Source organism: Uliginosibacterium sediminicola, assembly GCF_039631295.1.
GTDB classification, from domain to species: Bacteria; Pseudomonadota; Gammaproteobacteria; order Burkholderiales; family Rhodocyclaceae; genus Viridibacterium; species Viridibacterium sediminicola.
On sequence record NZ_JBDIVE010000011.1, the window covers coordinates 120,997 to 137,047 of the forward strand.

Below are 16,051 nucleotides of genomic sequence, written 5' to 3' on the forward strand. Positions count from 1 at the left end.
TCTGCCGACGCGGCGACGTCCTGGTGAGCCGCCATGTCAGCCATTTCGGGCGGGGCAGGTCTGCGCAGGCGGAATGACGCGCGCCGCGTATGAGCGCGGCGCGGGGAGGGGCATGGCGAGGGCAGGTCGCAGCCTGCCAGATGGCATCAGAGCGTACGCAGGCGGAAGCTGGAGACCGTCTGGTCGAGCTTTTGTGCCAGGGTTTGCATATCACGCGCCACGTCGGCCATGCCACTGGCGGCATGGGCGTTTTCGTCAACCACATTGACGATGTTGTCGACCTGGCGGGCGATGTCATGGCTGGCTTGGGATTGCTCCTTGAGCGCATGGCTGACTTCATCGATGGCCTGCAGAACCTGGCGGGTCTCAGAATTGATTTCCTGCACCGAGCTGCCGGCGGCTTCGGCCATGACCAGGCCTTCATGCACGACATGGGCGGTTTTCTGCATGCGCTGGCTCATCGCCGAGCCACTGCTCTGGATGGCGCTGACCATCGCACTGATCTGATTGGTCGATTGCGTGGTGCGCTCGGCAAGTTTGCGGACTTCGTCGGCGACGACCGCGAAGCCACGGCCTTGCTCGCCCGCGCGGGCCGCTTCGATGGCCGCATTGAGCGCCAGCAGATTGGTCTGGTCGGCCAGCTCCTTGATGACATCCACGATGCTGGAGATCTTCTGTGTCTCCTGGCCCAGGGCCTCGGCAGAAATTGCGCTCTCGTTCATTTCCTGCGCAACGCGCTGCACCTTGCTCACCATCTCCTGAATCCCGCTGTTGCCAAGCTCGGCCTTGCGGCCGGCTTCGGCGGAGGAGTCGCGGGCGTTGTGCGACAGGCTGGCGACGTGGTCGACGCTGGTTGACATCTCCTCGAGCGCGGCGGCCATCGACGAGGTGGCGCCCGACTGTGTTTCAGCACTCTCGCGGATGTGCTCTGCAGTGTGCCCGAGGTTCTGTGCCGTCTGCGTGACCGAGCTGGAGACCGCGCGGATTTCATTGAGCACGCGGTTGAGCGAAGCGCTCATATTGGCGAATGCGCTTTGCAGAGCGCCGATTTCATCACGGCGGTCCACCTCGATGTGTCGCGAAATGTCGCCGCGTGCCAGGTGTTCGGCTTCGCTGGCCAGCTGCGTCAGCGGGGTGACGATGGCACGCACGATCACCACGATGCCGGCAACCGACAGCACGCTTGCGATGACAAAGGCGATCAGCAGTGTATTGATGCCGGAGCGTGCGTCATTCGCCACCGTCGTGACGGCGTCCTTGGCAAGTTCTTGTGAGCGGGTAATGAGGCTGTCGGAGAGCGCCTGAATGCCGGCGGCAATGGGGCTGCCGGTGCTCAGGATGGCAAAGGCCTCATCCCGATTGCCTGCCGCAGCGGCGGCGACCACGCCTTTCATATGAGGCGTCAGGGTTTCTGCGGCCTTGACCAGTTCAGTGGCCTTTTCCTTGTAAATCGCGTCATCCAGCGTGGCAAATTGTTTAGCCGTGTCCAGCACGTTCTGCAGGAGCTTTTGGGCTTTGTCGGCCTCGGTCTGAACGCCGGCTGGCTCCTTTTGCAGCAGCATGCTGCGCACAGCCAGACGGAAGCTCATGGTATCGCGCAGCAGCTTGGTCGCCAGGGATGCGTTCTGGATGGCATGTTCTTCGACATCGGTGGCCGTTTCAGCAATCTTGAACGAGCGCATGCCGGTGAGGAGTGTAGCCATGCCGAAACACAGCAGGACAATCGAGAAACACAGGATCAGCTTGCTGCGGACTTTAAGGTCTTTCATCTGTCGGGCTCCGTACGCGTATCAACATCGTGTTCAGCTGCTTACGACGCCTGCGGATGAAACTTGAATAGGGAAATTCATCTGGCGTGATTCAGGCACCCGGCGCGCCGTGCTCGGCACCAAGCAGGCCAAGGCTGCGCGCCTTGTTGATCAGTTGCACGGCATTGCTGACGCCCAGTTTGCGCAGGATGTTCTCGCGGTGCTTGTCGACGGTGCGTGGCGACAGCGAAAAGCTCTCGGCGATGGCGGCATTCGACCAGCCCGCGCAGATCAGCTTGATCACCTGCAGCTCGCGCGCGGTCAGATGTACGGCAGCGTCATCGATCAGCGCCTGTACCCGCTCGGGCAGGTAGCGTTGGCCCTGGCTGACGCGGCGGATTGCATCGAGCATGTCTGCGCTGGAGCCTTCCTTGAGCAGGATGGCGTCGGCACCCGCGTCGAGCAGGTTGCGCAGCAGGCTGCCGGAGCGTTCGGCAGTCAGCACGATGATGCGCAGCGCCGGATAGCGCTGGCGCAGGTAGCCCAGCACGGCGCCGCTGTCGGCACCCGGCATCAGGTAGTCCATGATCAGCAGATCGGGCTGGTGCTGGGCGATCAGCGGCTTGAGCGCGGCGGCATCCGCCGCTTCGGCGACCAGTTGGTAATCAGTACTGCTGGCCAGCAGCAGCTTGAGCCCTTCGCGGAAGATCAGGTGGTCGTCGGCTATGATGATGCGCATTGATGGGGACGGGAAAATCAGGTGTTTGCACGTGTTTTGGCCTGCTGCCGGGTGTGGCTGAGCGGCCGCTTGTTCGGGCTCGGTTTGTTATTTTGGCACGTGGTGGCACTGGCCCAGCCGCTGGCGCAGATTGATCGCTTGCCGGATACGCAGAGCCTGGCCTTACGCGGCTTTGCGACTTATTACGACGAAGGCGAGGCAAGCTTGAGCGCGGCCCAGGCCTGGGCTTCGCCGCAGTTGTTCCGCCCCGCCGCCGAGCGCGCCCACCGGCCGGATGCGGCCATGCGCTGGCTGCGCCTGGATCTGCATAATCGCGCCGCCGTGCAGCAGAACTGGGTACTCGATCTGGGCGTGCCGGATGCCGAGCATCTCGAAGTGTTCGTCATTCAGGGTGCCGCGCCGCAAAGCCTGTTGCGCCTGGATTTCGCCGCGCCTTATAGCGCTCGCCCGCTGGCCACGCGCATGCTGGGTGTGCCCTTGCAGCTGGCTGCGGATGAGCGCCAGAGCGTGCTGATCCGCTATCGCACCCATGGTGATACGCCGCTCAGTCTGGCGCTGATGTCGCCAGCGCGCTTCCTGCAGGCGCAGGCCGATGGCAACCTGCTCAATGGTCTGGTGTTCGGCCTGCTGACGGCGCTCTGCGTGTTCGCTCTGCTGCAGTATGCCACCGCCGGTGAGCGTGCCTTCCTCGCCTATGCCTTCATGAGTCTGATGATGATGGCCTTCATGGCGCAGTTCGAGGGCTACAACTTCGCCTGGCTGTGGCCCCAGCAGGGCGTGTGGAACCAGTATGCACCGGCGGTCTTTCTGGTGCTGATCCAGGCCGCGCAGGCACTCTTTGCGATGGCCTTGTTCGATATGCGGCGGCGTTATCCGCGTCTGTTCGCCGCTTATCTAATCTACCTGCTGGCTTTGCCGCTGGCCTTGGTCGTCTATCTGTTGTTCCGCGTGAACTGGTTCGCACCGCTGTTCGGTGCCGCCTACCTGGTGCTGGTGTTGTGGACCAGTGTGTTCCTGCTGCGCCAGCGTGCACCCTTGGCGGGGCCGTTTTTTGCAGGTGCCATGCTGAATGCCTTTTTCACCAATATCCTGTTTGCGCTGAGCATCTTCGGCTGGTTGCCGGATACGCAGCCCTTCGTGTTTCCGAAGATCGGCTATCTGTGCGAGGCGCTGTGTTTTGCGGTGGCGCTGGCGCGCCAGTTGCAGAATTTGCGCACTCAGCTTGAGGACGGCTTGCGCCGCCATCTGGCCGAAGCCGAGCAATTGGCGCGGGTCGAGGGCGAAAAGCTGCGCGTGTTGCTCGAAACACAGCAACGCCAGCTGCAACTAGCCAGCGCGGGGCACGACTTGTCACAACCGCTGGCGTCGATCCGCCTGGCGCTGAGCAGCTTGCGGGCGGGCAACGAGGCGACCGCCCAGCACATCGACAAGGCGCTCGATTACACCGAAACCTTGCTGGGCAGCCTGATCGACGACGCACGGCGCAGCCATGCCGAATCGCCGACGCGGGTACAGCTCGATGACCTGCTCTTCGAGCTGCAGCAGCACTACCAGGCGGCGGCGCAGGCCAAGGGGCTGCGCCTGCATTGCCGCCCATGCGCACGTGAGCTTGAAACCTCGGTCTTGCTATTGCGCCGCATCCTCGACAATCTGCTCAGCAATGCCATCCGCTACACCGCGCGGGGGCGCATCCTAATTGGCGTGCGTTACCGTCGCCAGGGCGTGCTGATCGAGGTGCGCGACACCGGGCCGGGCATCGCTGCCGGCGAGCGCGAGCGCCTGCTGGCGCCTTTCGTGCGGGGCGATCGCAGTGCGCCGGGCCAGGGCTTGGGGCTCCATATCGTACGTACCCTGTGTGAGCAGGCCGGTTACCGGCTGGCCATACATTCGCTGCCCGGCAAGGGCAGCTGTTTCTCGGTGCTGATTCCCGTGGCCTCGGCCTGAGCCCGGGGCAGATCCAGCGCGAAGTCGCTCACCGCCTCGCCAAAGCAGCGCGGTGCTGGCGGACGGAAGCCGATGTTGTCCAGCGTGCGGGCAACCCGCGCGCGCAGGCTGTCATTGACCTGGAACCAGTCCTGCTCCAGCAAGTCTACTTCGCCGTGGCGGTAGATCGCGTGATACAGGCTCATTGCCTCGGCGAAGCAGCCGAAGACCACGCCACGCGAGAGCATCAGCAAGCGCCAGGACAGGCTGCCGAGCACGTAATGCAGCGTCGGCGCGTAGGCATTGCCGGCGTCCTGGCGGACGACCTGGGCGCGGCACTGCTGATAGGCCTCGATGTCCAGATTGGCCGGTTCGGCGACGTCGACCACCAGCAGCTTGCGTCCCGGCCGGCGCAGCTGTTCGACCTGGGCCGGCGTGAGCTTGGCGGCCGTGCTGTGGGTACAGGCGATGACGGCATCGACGCGGCCGAGATTGGCCAGCTCGTGATCGACAAGGATGCCGTGGCGGGTGGCGGTCTCGGCCAGCGCGGGTTTGTTGGCGCCATAGCCGAGCACTTCGAAGCCAGCGCGCAGCAATTCGCGGCACACACAATCACCGAGAATGCCGTAGGGGCCGATCACCAGCAGGCGCGCGCTGTGTGTCAGGCCGGCTGCATGGAGTGAGGCGAAGATATCGGCGACCAGCATCTGCGCCGTGCCATTGTCGCCAATCGTGAATAGCAGTTTGGGAAAGCGCGCCTTGAGCTCGCGGGCATCGCGGCCGAACAGGCGCTTGGTCGAGGCGGCCAGCAGGATCACCCGCGCGCCCTTGTGCTCGGCCCATTCGGTGGCGGCGATGAACTGCTCGCGCGCCTTGCGGCGGCCGGCCGAGGTCATCATTTCTTCGGCAGTGACATAGATGCCGCGCACGCGTGCCGCCACGCCCTTGAGGTAGATGCGCGGTCCGGCGGCGTGGCCGGCAGGCGGCACCCAGCCCTGGAAGAAGCGCTGGCGCTCGGCCTCGTCGCGCAGATTGGTGATGAAGACGACGTCGACGGCGGCGTGGCCGGTCAGCAAGCGCGCCAGGGCACGCAGATCGCACAGGGCGACGAGGAAACGCCAGAGATTGCTGAGCATGGTGGGGGTCCGGATCCTTGTACAAGATGAAGTGCTGCGGGGCAGCAAGCTCATCCTATTGAGGGCTTCCGGGCTCGCCCATACGCTTTGCAACGTATTTTGCGCGCCGGGGTGGCGGGCTTAGGCCGCTTCGAAGTGCTCCAGCATCAGCTGTACGCTGGCAACGCCCTGGTACTCGTTGACCGACAGCTTGTAGGCGGCGCGAATCCGGTTGGGGACCGATTCGGCGCAATTGAACTGAATCGCATCGAAGCTGGCGCCGCCTTTGCGCAGGCGCAGCTTGAGGTGGCGCTCCTTGAGGATGCGCTGGTTCTCGACCTCGAAGACATCGTCGAACACCGGCGCGGCAAAGCCCTGGCCCCAGATCGCGGCGTCGAGCTGGCGTGCGGTGTCGAGCGACATATAGGCAGTTTCCAGCGCGCCATCGGTTTCGATCTGGCGCTGCAGATCGGCGGGCGTGAGCAGGCTGCTGACCGTTTCGTTGAAGACGCGCGCAAAGCGCTTGAAGTCGGCGGCGCGCAGCGACAGGCCGGCCGCCATGGCATGGCCGCCGAACTTGAGGATCAGATCCGGTTCGCGCTTGGAGATCAGGTCCAGCGCATCGCGCATGTGCAGTGCCGGGATCGAGCGCCCCGAGCCCTTGATTTCCTCATTATTGGCGGGCGCAAAGGCAATCGTCGGGCGGTGCGTGCGTTCGCGGATGCGCCCCGCAACGATGCCGATCACGCCCTGATGCCAGTCGTCCTCGTACAGCGCGATGCCGGCCTGATCGCCCAGATCGGAGAATTCCAGGCGCATCAGCGCGGCATCTTTCATCTCTTCCTCGATGCCGCGCCGGGCGCGGTTGAGTTCGTCAAGCTCCTTGGCGATGTTCATCGCCCGCGCAAAATCATCGGTGATCAGGCACTCGATGCCCAATGACATATCGGTCAGGCGCCCGGCCGCGTTCAGGCGTGGGCCCAGCGCAAAACCCATGTCGAAGGTGCTGGCGCGGCTCGGTTCGCGCGCGGCGATGGCGAACAGCGCACGCAAACCGGCGTGCATGTGGCCGGCGCGCATGCGCTGCAGGCCCTGACTGACGAGGATGCGGTTATTGGCGTCAAGCCGCACCACGTCGGCCACGGTGCCCAGAGCGACGAGGTCGAGCAGCTCGGCCAGCTTGGGTTCGCTGCGGCCATTGGCGAACCAGCCGCGCCTGCGCAGCTCGGCGCGCACTGCCATGGCGACGTAGAACATCACGCCGACGCCGGCGATGTGTTTGCTCGCGAAGCTGCAGCCGGGCTGGTTCGGATTGACGATGACATCCGCGTCCGGCAGCGCTTCGCCGGGCAGGTGGTGATCGGTGACGACGACCGTCATGCCCAGCGCGCGCGCGGCGGCCACGCCCTCGATGCTGGCGATGCCGTTGTCGACGGTGATCAGCACTTCCGGTTGCATGCCGGCGGCCAGCTCGACAATTGCCGGGGTGAGGCCGTAGCCGTATTCGAAACGATTCGGCACCAGGTAATCGACGCGGCCGCCCATGGCGCGCAGCGCACGGATGCCGACGGCGCAGGCGGTGGCGCCGTCGCAGTCGTAATCGGCGACGATCAGCATGCGCGCTTCGGCTTCAATCGCGTCGGCCAGCAGCTGGGCCGCCGCCTCGATGCCCTTGAGGCCGGCCGGTGGCAGCAGGCGGGCCAACTCATAATTGAGCGTCTCCGGCTGTTCCACGCCGCGCGCAGCGTAGAGGCGGGCGAGCAGGGGCGATTGGCCAGCCGCTTGCAGGCGGCGGGCGATGTCTTGTGGAACCGGGCGCTGGAGGATGCGGGTCATGCGAATAGCTGTTCTGGGACTGGGGGCGGTAAACGGGGCAGGCCGCAGCGCGGGCGCGCGAGCGGGCCTGCTGCCTGGCCCCTATGTTAACGCGTGCTGCCAGGGTCTCGGTAAAACGCAGCCTCAGCGCTTCGCCGGGTCTTCGCTGAGCAGGTGGGCGATCTGCGCCAAGCTGGCCGGCTTCTGCCAGAACTTCCAGAACGGGCGCGGATGGATGTCGAATTGCGTCAGCTGGGTGTCGCCCGGCGCAATGATCTGCACGGCGTCGAGCTGGCCTTGCTTGAGCTTGTGCGAGAGCGACAGGAAGATTTGTGCATCGAGGCGCTGCAAGGCCTTGAGCCAGGCATCCAGATCGCGTTCGCGGGCCGGCTTGATGAGTGCGTCGAGGACGATCCAGTCGGCCGCGTGCAAGCTGTTGCTGTTCTGCAGCGCGGTGCCGGCGCAGTGCGCCAGGCCGGCAAGCAGGTGCGCCGGGCCGGCCACGCTGCGTGCCGGTGCCTTGAGCTTGGCCGGCAGGCGGCCGGCGCCCCACAGCCAGATGCCGTTGAGCGGCGCGGCGCCGCGTGCTTCGCGGGCGGTGTTGACCGGGTGGTTGTGGCAGAACACCTGCAGTTCATTGGCCAGACGCGACCACCAGGCGGCTTGCTCGCCTTGCGGCTGGAAATGGGCAACCGGGCGGCCCAGCACATCGGCCAGCGGGCTGAGCGTGCTGGCCAGCTTGTCGGCATGACGGGCGTCGAGCGCCAGATAGCCGCGCTCCGCGCAAAAACTGAAGCGGCCGACATCGGCGAAATTCTCGTTGAGGCTTTGCTCCAGCGCCTGCAGTTCGCCGGCTTGCAGGTCGAGCACATCGGCGCCATCGAGCAGCATGAATTCGCGCGTCAGGCGCAGGCTGACCGGATCGGCGCAGACCCAGATCGTCTCGCCATCGGTATTCGCCGGGCTTTCGCTGACCTGGCGCAGCGCGGCCCAGGGCGTCTGCGGCTCGGCGCCAAACTGCGCGGCCAGCCAGGATTCAAGTGATTGCGGCGCTTGCCGGCTGATCTGGGCGGCACTGAGCAGGGCAGATAAACCGGGCAGGGGCTGGGCCGTGATGGCTTGCTCCAGACCCGCAGCGGGCCAGATCAGGCCGGGGATGGCATAGAGGGCAGACATGGCAGGGACCGGGTTGACGACGAGGAAGTGCGGAGTGACGAGGCATCTGGCAAACGGATGCCGGGCAGGAAAAAACGGGCTTCGCATGGGCGGCTGATGCGCCAACAATCCGCGTACAAACGTGCGCTGCGAGCGGGCTCAGTGTAGCATGCAGCCCGCCATGAGCTTCCGTGACAATTTCGAATTACTGCTTGGGCTGCGCTATGTGCGCGCCCGTCGTCGTCGCACCGGCGGCGGCTTCGTCTCGTTCATTTCCTTCGTGTCGATGGCGGGGATTGCGCTGGGCGTTGCTGCGCTGATCGTCGTGCTGTCGGTCATGAACGGTTTCCAGCGCGAGCTGCGCACACGCATTCTCGGCGTGGCTTCGCACGTGCAGATCAATGCCTACGAAGGCGAGCTGCAGGACTGGCAGAAATACGCCGACATCGCGCGCAAGCAGCCCGAGGTGCGCGCCGCTGCGCCCTTCGTGCAGGCGCAGGCGATGTTCGCAATGGATTCCAATGTGCGCGGCGCCATCGTGCGCGGCATCGATCCGGCACTCGAAGACGCGGTGGCCGACTTCGCCAAGTTCATGAAAGCGGGCCAGCTGGGCGACCTCAAGCCCGGTGAGTTCGGCGTCATTCTTGGCTCTGATCTGGCGCGTGCGCTGGGCGTGCTGCCCGGCGACAAGGTGACGCTGATCGCGCCGCAAGGTCTGGTTACTCCCGCAGCGGTGCTGCCGCGCGTCAAGCAGTTCCGCGTTGTCGGCATCTTCGAGGCAGGCATGTATGAATACGATGCCGGCCTGGCCCTGCTCAACATCCAGGATGCGCAGCGCCTGTTCCAGCTCGGCGAAGGTGTCTCCGGCGTGCGCCTCAAGCTCAGCGAGCTGTTCGACGCGCCAGCGGTGGCGCGCAAGCTGGCGCCGCAGATGCCGGAGGCTTATGTCGCGGACTGGACCCTGAGCCACGCCAATTTCTTCCGCGCCGTGCAGATCGAGAAGAACGTGATGTTCATCATCCTGCTCCTGATCGTCGCGGTAGCCGCTTTCAATATCGTCTCGGCCCTGGTCATGGCGGTGCAGGACAAGCGCGCCGACATCGCCATCCTGCGCACCCTGGGTGCCAGTCCGCGTTCGATCATGCGCATCTTCGTCGTGCAGGGCGCGCTGATGGGCATCATCGGCCTGGGCGTTGGCGTTGGCGTCGGCGTGCTGCTGGCGCTCAATATCGATACCGTGGTGCCCTTCATCGAGCGCACCTTCCATTTCCAGATTCTGGCGCGCGATGTCTATCAGATCTCCAGCCTGCCCTCCGAATTGCTGTGGAGCGATGTGCTGAGTGTGGTCGCGGTCTGCTTGCTGCTGTCCCTGGTGGCAACGCTTTATCCAAGCTGGCGCGCTTCGCGCATCAATCCTGCGGAGGCGCTGCGTTATGAGTGAAGTCGTGCTGTCCTGCTCGGCGCTGAGCAAGCAATACGGCAAGGGCGAATCGGCGGTGAAAGTGTTGCACGGCATCGATCTGTCGATCATGGCCGGCGAAACGGTGGCCATCGTCGGCTCTTCGGGTTCGGGCAAGAGCACCTTGCTGCACCTGCTGGGCGGACTGGATGAGATCAGCTCGGGCAGCGTCGCCATCATGGGCCGCGATCTGAGCAGCTTGTCGGATGCCGAACGCGGCACCATGCGCAATCTCTCGCTGGGTTTCGTGTACCAGTTTCACCACTTGCTGCCGGAATTCTCGGCGCTGGAAAACGTCGCCATGCCGCTGCTGATCCGCCGCCTGCCCAAGCGCGAAGCGCATGCGCGCGCCGCGGCGATGCTCGAAGCGGTCGGTTTGGGGCATCGTCTGGAACACGGTCCGGGCGAGCTCTCCGGCGGTGAGCGCCAGCGTGCGGCGATTGCCCGCGCCCTGGTCACCGAACCCAAATGCATTCTCGCCGACGAGCCGACCGGCAATCTGGATCGCGGCAACGCGGCCGGCATCTTCGGCCTGATGCTCGAACTCAATGCGCGCCTGAATACCTCCCTGGTCGTCGTCACCCACGACCACGAACTGGCCAAACGCGCCAGCCGCGTGCTCGAACTGCAAGACGGGCGCTTGCTGACCGCCTAGCGCTGCAGCGCCTGCTCCAGCGCCAGGCGGCCGCTCGGTGAGGCCATGCTGATCACGGCATGGCTGGGCTGCAGGATGAAATCGGCCGGCGGGTTGAAGATCCAGTCCTTGCCGGTGCGCACCGCAATCAACACGTAGTCCGGATGGCTCAGCGCCAGGCTGCCGAGCGAACAGGGAGTGAAGTCGGCGGGCAGGGCGACTTCCTCGACGCGCACGCTGTGCTCGGAGCGCAGCATTTCATCGAGGAACGAGACCACATGCGGGCGCAGCATCAGTGATGCAATGCGCATGCCGCCGGTGAAATCCGGCGACACCACGGCATTGGCACCCGCCTTGCGCAGCTTTTCGATATTGCGCACTTCGTGACAGCGCGCGACGACGCGGATCTGCGGGTTGAGCTGCTTGGCGGTGATCGTGATCATCAGGTTGCGGCTGTCGTCGCCGGTGACGGCGAACACGCCGGCCGCTTCGGCAATGCCGGCGCTGACCAGCAGATCGTCATCGCTGGCGTCGCCATGCAGGAAGACCAGCTCCGGAAAGCGCTCGGCCTGGGTGTCCATCTGTGTCTCGACATGGTCGATGGCGACGAACTTGCGCTGCGTGGCGATCAGCTCGGTGGCGACATTGCGCCCGACGCGGCCAAAGCCGCAGACGATGTAGTGGCCGGTGAGCCGCTTGATCTGTTTTTCCATACGACGTCTCCGCAAGCTCAGGTCCAGATCGCTTTCGAGAAAGAAAACGGTCAGGCTGGTAAACAGGAAGGTCAGGTTGCCGAAGCCGACCAGCGAAATGAAGCCGGCAAACATGCGCTCGCCAAATGTGTGCAAAGGCACCACCTCGCCGTAACCGACCGTGGTGATGGTGATCAGGGTCATGTAAATCGCATCGGACAGGCTGCCCTCTGGGCCTTCAATGATGCGAAACCCCAGCGTGCCGACAAAGGCAATCGCCAGCAGCACGCCCAGCGCGACGTAGATGCGCCGCAGGATGCGCTTGAGCTGGACGCTCTGGATCGGACGGTGGGTCGATGCTCGATTCATGGGTACAGCGGTGTGTGCGGCGGCGACTGGGTGGGCGCCACATTAGCATGCTCTGCAGCCTTGGTGCGGGACTCGATTCCGAGCGCCATGTCTGGAAGGGCAGCGGCAGACGTGCTACGCCATCGGCATGCATAAAATCGGCCCATGCGCTACCTGATCCTCGCCTTTGCGCTGGGCGTCTGTGCCTGCCAGCAATTCTCGCAGCTGCCTGCGCTGTCGCCCTTGCTGTGGGCCAGCGCGCTGCTGGCTGGCGCGGCCTGCTGCAGGCTGGGGCGGATGCGTCCGCTGCTGCTGGGCTTGCTGGCCTGCGTCCTGGGCCTGAGCTGGGCGGTGTGGCGCAGCCAGTTGCGTCTGGACGATGCCCTTGCGCTGGCGCTGGAAGGGCAGGATCTGCCTGTCATCGGCGAGATTGCCGATCTGCCCGAGCGCACTGCCTATGGCTGGCGCTTCGTGTTGCGCCTGCATCAGGCGCCTGCCGGTGTGCCGCAGACCGTCTTGCTCAGCTGGTACGGCGGGCAGGGCGGACGTGGCGGCGAGCTGCCGGCCTTGCGCGCTGGCGAGTTGTGGCAGCTCACGCTGCGTCTGCATCGCCCGCACGGCAGCCGCAATCCGCATGGTTTTGATTACGAGGCCTGGCTGTTCGAGCGCGGCATCCGCGCAGCCGGCTACGTGCGGCCACGAGGGGCGCGGCGCCTGGCTGATCTGGCGGAGGGCGCCAGGCCGCGTCTGCAGCGCATGCGTCAGCAGATTCGCGAGCGCATCGAGGCGGCGCTGCCCGAGGGACAGTGGCGGGGCGTGTTGAGCGCGCTCGCGGTGGGCGACCAGTCGGCGGTGCCGGCCGCGCAATGGCGCTTGTTCAGCCAGACCGGGGTGACACATTTGATGTCGATTTCCGGCGGCCACGTCACCCTGTTTGCCGCGCTGATCGCCTGGCTGGCACGTCGCCTGTGGTCGCGCGTGCCGGCGCTGTGCCTGCGGCTGCCGGCGCAGAAGGCGGCCTTGCTCGCTGGCGCGCTGGCGGCGGCTTTCTATGTCTTGCTGGCCGGCTTTGGCGTGCCGGCGCAGCGCACGCTGTACATGTTGCTGGCGGTGTGTGCCGGCCTGTGGCTGGGCCGCACGGCTGATGCCTGGCGCAGCCTGGCGCTGGGGCTTGGCCTGGTCTTGCTCTACGACCCCTGGGCCGGTCTGTCGCCGGGTTTCTGGCTGTCTTTCGGCGCGGTGGCGGCCTTGCTGTGGGTGGGCCTGGCGGCCGGGCTGCGGACAGTCGGCTGGCGTGCCTGGCTGTGGGCGCAATGGCGTGCGCAGTGGGCGATCATCGTGCTGAGCCTGCCGGTGCTGTTGGGCCTGTTCCAGCAGTTTTCATTGGTGTCGCCGCTAGCCAATGCGATTGCCATTCCGCTGATCAGCGCCCTGGTCACGCCGCTGATCCTGGCTTTTGCCGTGTTGCCGCTGCCCAGCCTGGCCGAGCTGGCGCACTGGCTGCTGACGGTTTTGATGCAGGTTCTGAGCGGGCTGGCCAGCTTGCCGGTGGCCACCTGGCAGCAGGCTGCGCCGCCGGCCTGGCTGGTGGCGGCGGGCGTCTTGGCGGCATTCTGGGCGCTGTTGCCGGCTGCGCTGCCGGGGCGCATCGCGGTGATGAGTTGCTGCCTGCCGCTGCTGTGCTGGACGCCGCCGCGCCCGCCGCCCGGCAGCTTTTCAGCCGTGGTGTTGGATGTCGGCCAGGGCCTGGCCGTGCATGTGCAGACGGCTGGCCACGATCTGCTGTTCGATGCCGGGCCGCAGTATTCGGCCGAGAGCGACAGCGGTGAGCGCCTGATCTTTCCCTATCTTCGCGCGGCCGGTGTGCGGCGTCTGGATCGCCTGATCATCTCGCATGACGACAGCGATCACAGCGGCGGCGCGCTGGCCTTGTTGCGCTTGCTGCCGGTAGCCGAGTTGTGGGGCAGCTTGCCGACGCAAAGCCCCATCGTGCAGCGCGCGGGCGGCCAGCATGCATGCCGGCGTGGCGAGTTCTGGGAGTGGGAGGGCGTGCGCTTTGAGGTGCTGCATCCGGGGGAGAAGGCTGCGCTGGACAAGGACAATAATCAGTCCTGCGTGCTGCGCATCGCGGATGCGCGCTGGAGCCTGCTGCTGACGGCCGACATCGAAGCGCCGGCAGAAGCCGACTTGCTGGCCTGGAATGCCGCCGCCCTGCGCAGCAGCGTGCTGGTGGCGCCGCACCACGGCAGCAAGACTTCCTCGCAGCCGGCGTTCATTGCGGCGGTGGGGGCGCAGCAGGTGATCTTCACCAGCGGCTATCGCAACCGCTTTCGCCACCCGGCGCCCGAGGTGCTGGCGCGCTACGCCGCGACCGGGGCCGCGCTGTATCGCTCCGACCTGCACGGAGCTGTCATGCTGGGCGAGGACAATGGCGCGGCGCATGTCGCTTGGGAAAGAGGAGTGCGTGCGCGATACTGGCAAGGGCATTGAATGCTGTGGCGGGCGCGCAATCGCGCCGGCAGCGCCCGCTCACCGGAAGTCGCATGAAAAAAATCCTCCACTTCATCCGCTCGCTGTTCCGCCGCCGCCGCCCGCCGCAGACGGTTCAGCCTGTTGCCGCGCCGCCGCATCGGCGCTGGGATGTGCGCTGTTACAGCAAGAGCGGCATGCACCGCATGTCCTGCGTGGAGTGGGGCGATGCGGATAATCCGCGCGTGCTGATCTGCGCCCACGGATTGACGCGCAATGCGCGCGATTTCGACGCCCTGGCGCAGGCGCTGAGCTCACACTACCGCGTCATCTGCCCCGACGTGGTTGGCCGTGGTCACAGCGACTGGCTGTACAACAAGTTCGATTACGTGGTGCCGCAGTACGCGGCCGACATGCTGATGCTGCTGCGCCAGATCGGCGCCAAGCAGGTTGATTGGGTCGGCACCTCGATGGGCGGGCTGATCGGCATGGGCCTGGCCGCGCAGCCGGCGAGCGTGATCCGCAAGCTGGTGCTCAACGACGTGGGGCCGCTGATTACCGCCAGCTCGGTCAATCGCATCGGTGAATACGTTGGCCGCGCGCCCGACTTCCCCAGTCCGGCGGCGGCCGAGGCCTACATCCGCGCCGCGGGCGCCGAGTTTGGCGATTTGAGCGATGCGCAGTGGCGCCAGCTGACCGAGCACTCCATCAAGCAGGAGGGCGCGGTCTGGAAGATGCGTTACGACCCGGGCATCGGCGATGCGCTGCGTGCGGCGCCCTTGCTGGCGGACATCGACATCTGGCCCATCTACGATGCAGTGCGCTGCCCGACCTTGCTGATTCGCGGCGCGCTGTCCGACCTCTTGCGTCGCGACACGGCCGAGGAAATGACACGGCGCGGGCCGCATGCAGAATTGGTTGAGATACCGCAAGTCGGGCATGCCCCGGTCTTGATGGATGCGGGGCAGATCGCTATCGTGCGGGACTTCCTGCTGAGGGCCTAAGCGCTTGTTGATGGTCTTTTGGGTTTTGAGTTTTTGACGCGAAGGACGCGAAGAAAACAAGGCAAGGTCCGCCAAGGACTACAAGGCGATGATTTTCGGCATGATGCCCTTGGCGCGCCTTTGCTGTTCTTTGCGTGCTGCGTGTCAAAGACACAGCTCAGACACCTTGCCATCGCCGAAGCATAGATCGTGAACAGCCTCTAAGAAAAACATGAACTTCTTCTCGCAATACTTGGTGAAATTCAGCTGGGTCGATTGGGTCGGGCTGGCGTGGTTCATTCTCTGCTGGGCCGGTTACGAGCGCCTGGTCGAGCGCGGCTGGCGTGGTCATGTGACCTTGCTGGCCGAGGGGCATACGCTGCGTCTGGCCTGGGCGCGGCAGATGCTGGTACGCGAGAACCGCATCGTCGATGCCGCGCTGGTGAACAATCTCATCAACAGCGTGTCTTTCTACGCCAACACCTCGATCTACATCATCGCCGGCCTGTTCGCCACGCTGGGTGCGCTGGACCAGTTTGTCACCACCGCGTCGGAACTGCCCTTCGCGCGCGCCATCACCCGCGAGATGCTGGAGATCAAGCTGCTCTTGCTGATCACGGTGTTCGTCGTGGCGTATTTCAAATTCACCTGGTCGCTGCGTGAATTCAATGTGCTGTCGATCATCATGGGCGCAGTGCCGCCCAAGGAGCACGATGCCGCCGAGCTGGAAGTCTTTGCACGCCGCGCTGCAGCAGTAAATGCCTGCGCCGGCGATGATTTCAATCGCGGCATTCGTGCCTATTACTTCGGCATGGCGATTCTAGGCTGGATGCTCTCGCCCTGGGTCTTCATCGTGGCGACCACGCTGATCGTCTTCGTGCAGGCACGGCGCGAGTTCGACTCGGAAGTGCTGCGCGCCTTGCGCGATCCTTTGTGACAAGGCGGCTTGCAGATACCCATAAACTGTTGAG

General features: G+C 65.1%; 12 protein-coding genes. 6 read left to right on the plus strand and 6 right to left on the minus strand.

Translation table 11 applies throughout. The features are described 5' to 3' along the window. Positions 1-146: 146 nt before the first annotated feature. Together ABDB84_RS17555 and ABDB84_RS17560 are read right to left on the minus strand one after the other, a co-directional pair. Entirely contained in the window at positions 147-1,769 is a 1,623-nt protein-coding gene (locus ABDB84_RS17555) for a methyl-accepting chemotaxis protein (protein ID WP_345921070.1), read from the minus strand. A gap of 91 nt (positions 1,770-1,860) precedes the next feature. After that, positions 1,861-2,487 carry a response regulator gene (locus ABDB84_RS17560; protein WP_345921071.1) on the minus strand — a complete coding sequence of 209 codons (627 nt, stop codon included), beginning with the start codon at positions 2,485-2,487 and terminating at the stop codon, positions 1,861-1,863. Positions 2,488-2,508: 21 nt separating this feature from the next. Between ABDB84_RS17560 and ABDB84_RS17565 the strand changes: the two genes are divergently transcribed. Continuing rightward, entirely contained in the window at positions 2,509-4,431 is a 1,923-nt protein-coding gene (locus tag ABDB84_RS17565) for a sensor histidine kinase (protein WP_345921072.1), read from the plus strand. On the opposite strand, the gene ABDB84_RS17570 is transcribed toward ABDB84_RS17565, so the two are convergent. From ABDB84_RS17570 to ABDB84_RS17580, 3 genes are all read right to left on the minus strand, one after another. Next, positions 4,356-5,546, minus strand: coding sequence for a hypothetical protein (locus ABDB84_RS17570; protein ID WP_345921073.1), 1,191 nt, complete (start codon positions 5,544-5,546; stop codon positions 4,356-4,358). The two genes, ABDB84_RS17565 and ABDB84_RS17570, sit on opposite strands and share 76 nt — an antisense overlap. Positions 5,547-5,666: 120 nt before the next feature. Continuing rightward, positions 5,667-7,361 carry a single-stranded-DNA-specific exonuclease RecJ gene (gene recJ / locus ABDB84_RS17575; protein WP_345921074.1) on the minus strand — a complete coding sequence of 565 codons (1,695 nt, stop codon included), beginning with the start codon at positions 7,359-7,361 and terminating at the stop codon, positions 5,667-5,669. Positions 7,362-7,484: 123 nt separating this feature from the next. After that, entirely contained in the window at positions 7,485-8,516 is a 1,032-nt protein-coding gene (locus tag ABDB84_RS17580) for a hypothetical protein (protein WP_345921075.1), read from the minus strand. Positions 8,517-8,676: 160 nt separating this feature from the next. On the opposite strand from ABDB84_RS17580, the gene ABDB84_RS17585 reads away from it, so the two are divergent. Together ABDB84_RS17585 and lolD are read left to right on the plus strand one after the other, a co-directional pair. Beyond that, positions 8,677-9,936: a lipoprotein-releasing ABC transporter permease subunit gene (locus ABDB84_RS17585; protein WP_345921076.1), complete on the plus strand. Its 1,260-nt coding sequence runs from the start codon at positions 8,677-8,679 to the stop codon at positions 9,934-9,936. After that, positions 9,929-10,609: a lipoprotein-releasing ABC transporter ATP-binding protein LolD gene (gene lolD / locus ABDB84_RS17590; protein WP_345921077.1), complete on the plus strand. Its 681-nt coding sequence runs from the start codon at positions 9,929-9,931 to the stop codon at positions 10,607-10,609. The genes ABDB84_RS17585 and lolD overlap by 8 nt, the downstream gene beginning before the upstream one ends. Here the strand turns inward: lolD and ABDB84_RS17595 are convergent. Continuing rightward, entirely contained in the window at positions 10,606-11,649 is a 1,044-nt protein-coding gene (locus ABDB84_RS17595; RefSeq protein ID WP_345921078.1) for a potassium channel family protein, read from the minus strand. The two genes, lolD and ABDB84_RS17595, sit on opposite strands and share 4 nt — an antisense overlap. A 144-nt stretch (positions 11,650-11,793) precedes the next feature. Between ABDB84_RS17595 and ABDB84_RS17600 the strand changes: the two genes are divergently transcribed. The 3 genes from ABDB84_RS17600 to ABDB84_RS17610 all read left to right on the plus strand — a co-directional run bounded on the left by ABDB84_RS17600 (position 11,794) and on the right by ABDB84_RS17610 (position 16,017). Further along, on the plus strand, positions 11,794-14,118 hold the full coding sequence (locus tag ABDB84_RS17600) for a DNA internalization-related competence protein ComEC/Rec2 (protein ID WP_345921079.1): 2,325 nt from the start codon (positions 11,794-11,796) through the stop codon (positions 14,116-14,118). A gap of 53 nt (positions 14,119-14,171) precedes the next feature. Further along, the gene (locus ABDB84_RS17605; RefSeq protein WP_428715104.1) at positions 14,172-15,101 is read left to right on the plus strand and encodes an alpha/beta fold hydrolase; all 930 of its coding nucleotides are present in this window, start codon (positions 14,172-14,174) and stop codon (positions 15,099-15,101) included. Between the two features lie 211 nt (positions 15,102-15,312). Continuing rightward, on the plus strand, positions 15,313-16,017 hold the full coding sequence (locus tag ABDB84_RS17610) for a DUF599 domain-containing protein (RefSeq protein ID WP_345921080.1): 705 nt from the start codon (positions 15,313-15,315) through the stop codon (positions 16,015-16,017). Positions 16,018-16,051 lie beyond the last annotated feature (34 nt).

Bases quoted from the DNA above. Each gene is read 5' to 3' on its own strand.
- ABDB84_RS17560 (WP_345921071.1), bottom strand. From the start codon at position 2,487: ATGCGCATCATCATAGCCGACGACCACCTGATCTTCCGCGAAGGGCTC.
- lolD (WP_345921077.1), top strand. From the start codon at position 9,929: ATGAGTGAAGTCGTGCTGTCCTGCTCGGCGCTGAGCAAGCAATACGGC.
- ABDB84_RS17570 (WP_345921073.1), bottom strand. From the start codon at position 5,546: ATGCTCAGCAATCTCTGGCGTTTCCTCGTCGCCCTGTGCGATCTGCGT.
- ABDB84_RS17595 (WP_345921078.1), bottom strand. From the start codon at position 11,649: ATGAATCGAGCATCGACCCACCGTCCGATCCAGAGCGTCCAGCTCAAG.
- ABDB84_RS17605 (WP_428715104.1), top strand. From the start codon at position 14,172: ATGAAAAAAATCCTCCACTTCATCCGCTCGCTGTTCCGCCGCCGCCGC.
- recJ (WP_345921074.1), bottom strand. From the start codon at position 7,361: ATGACCCGCATCCTCCAGCGCCCGGTTCCACAAGACATCGCCCGCCGC.
- ABDB84_RS17580 (WP_345921075.1), bottom strand. From the start codon at position 8,516: ATGTCTGCCCTCTATGCCATCCCCGGCCTGATCTGGCCCGCTGCGGGT.
- ABDB84_RS17610 (WP_345921080.1), top strand. From the start codon at position 15,313: ATGAACTTCTTCTCGCAATACTTGGTGAAATTCAGCTGGGTCGATTGG.
- ABDB84_RS17555 (WP_345921070.1), bottom strand. From the start codon at position 1,769: ATGAAAGACCTTAAAGTCCGCAGCAAGCTGATCCTGTGTTTCTCGATT.
- ABDB84_RS17600 (WP_345921079.1), top strand. From the start codon at position 11,794: ATGCGCTACCTGATCCTCGCCTTTGCGCTGGGCGTCTGTGCCTGCCAG.
- ABDB84_RS17585 (WP_345921076.1), top strand. From the start codon at position 8,677: ATGAGCTTCCGTGACAATTTCGAATTACTGCTTGGGCTGCGCTATGTG.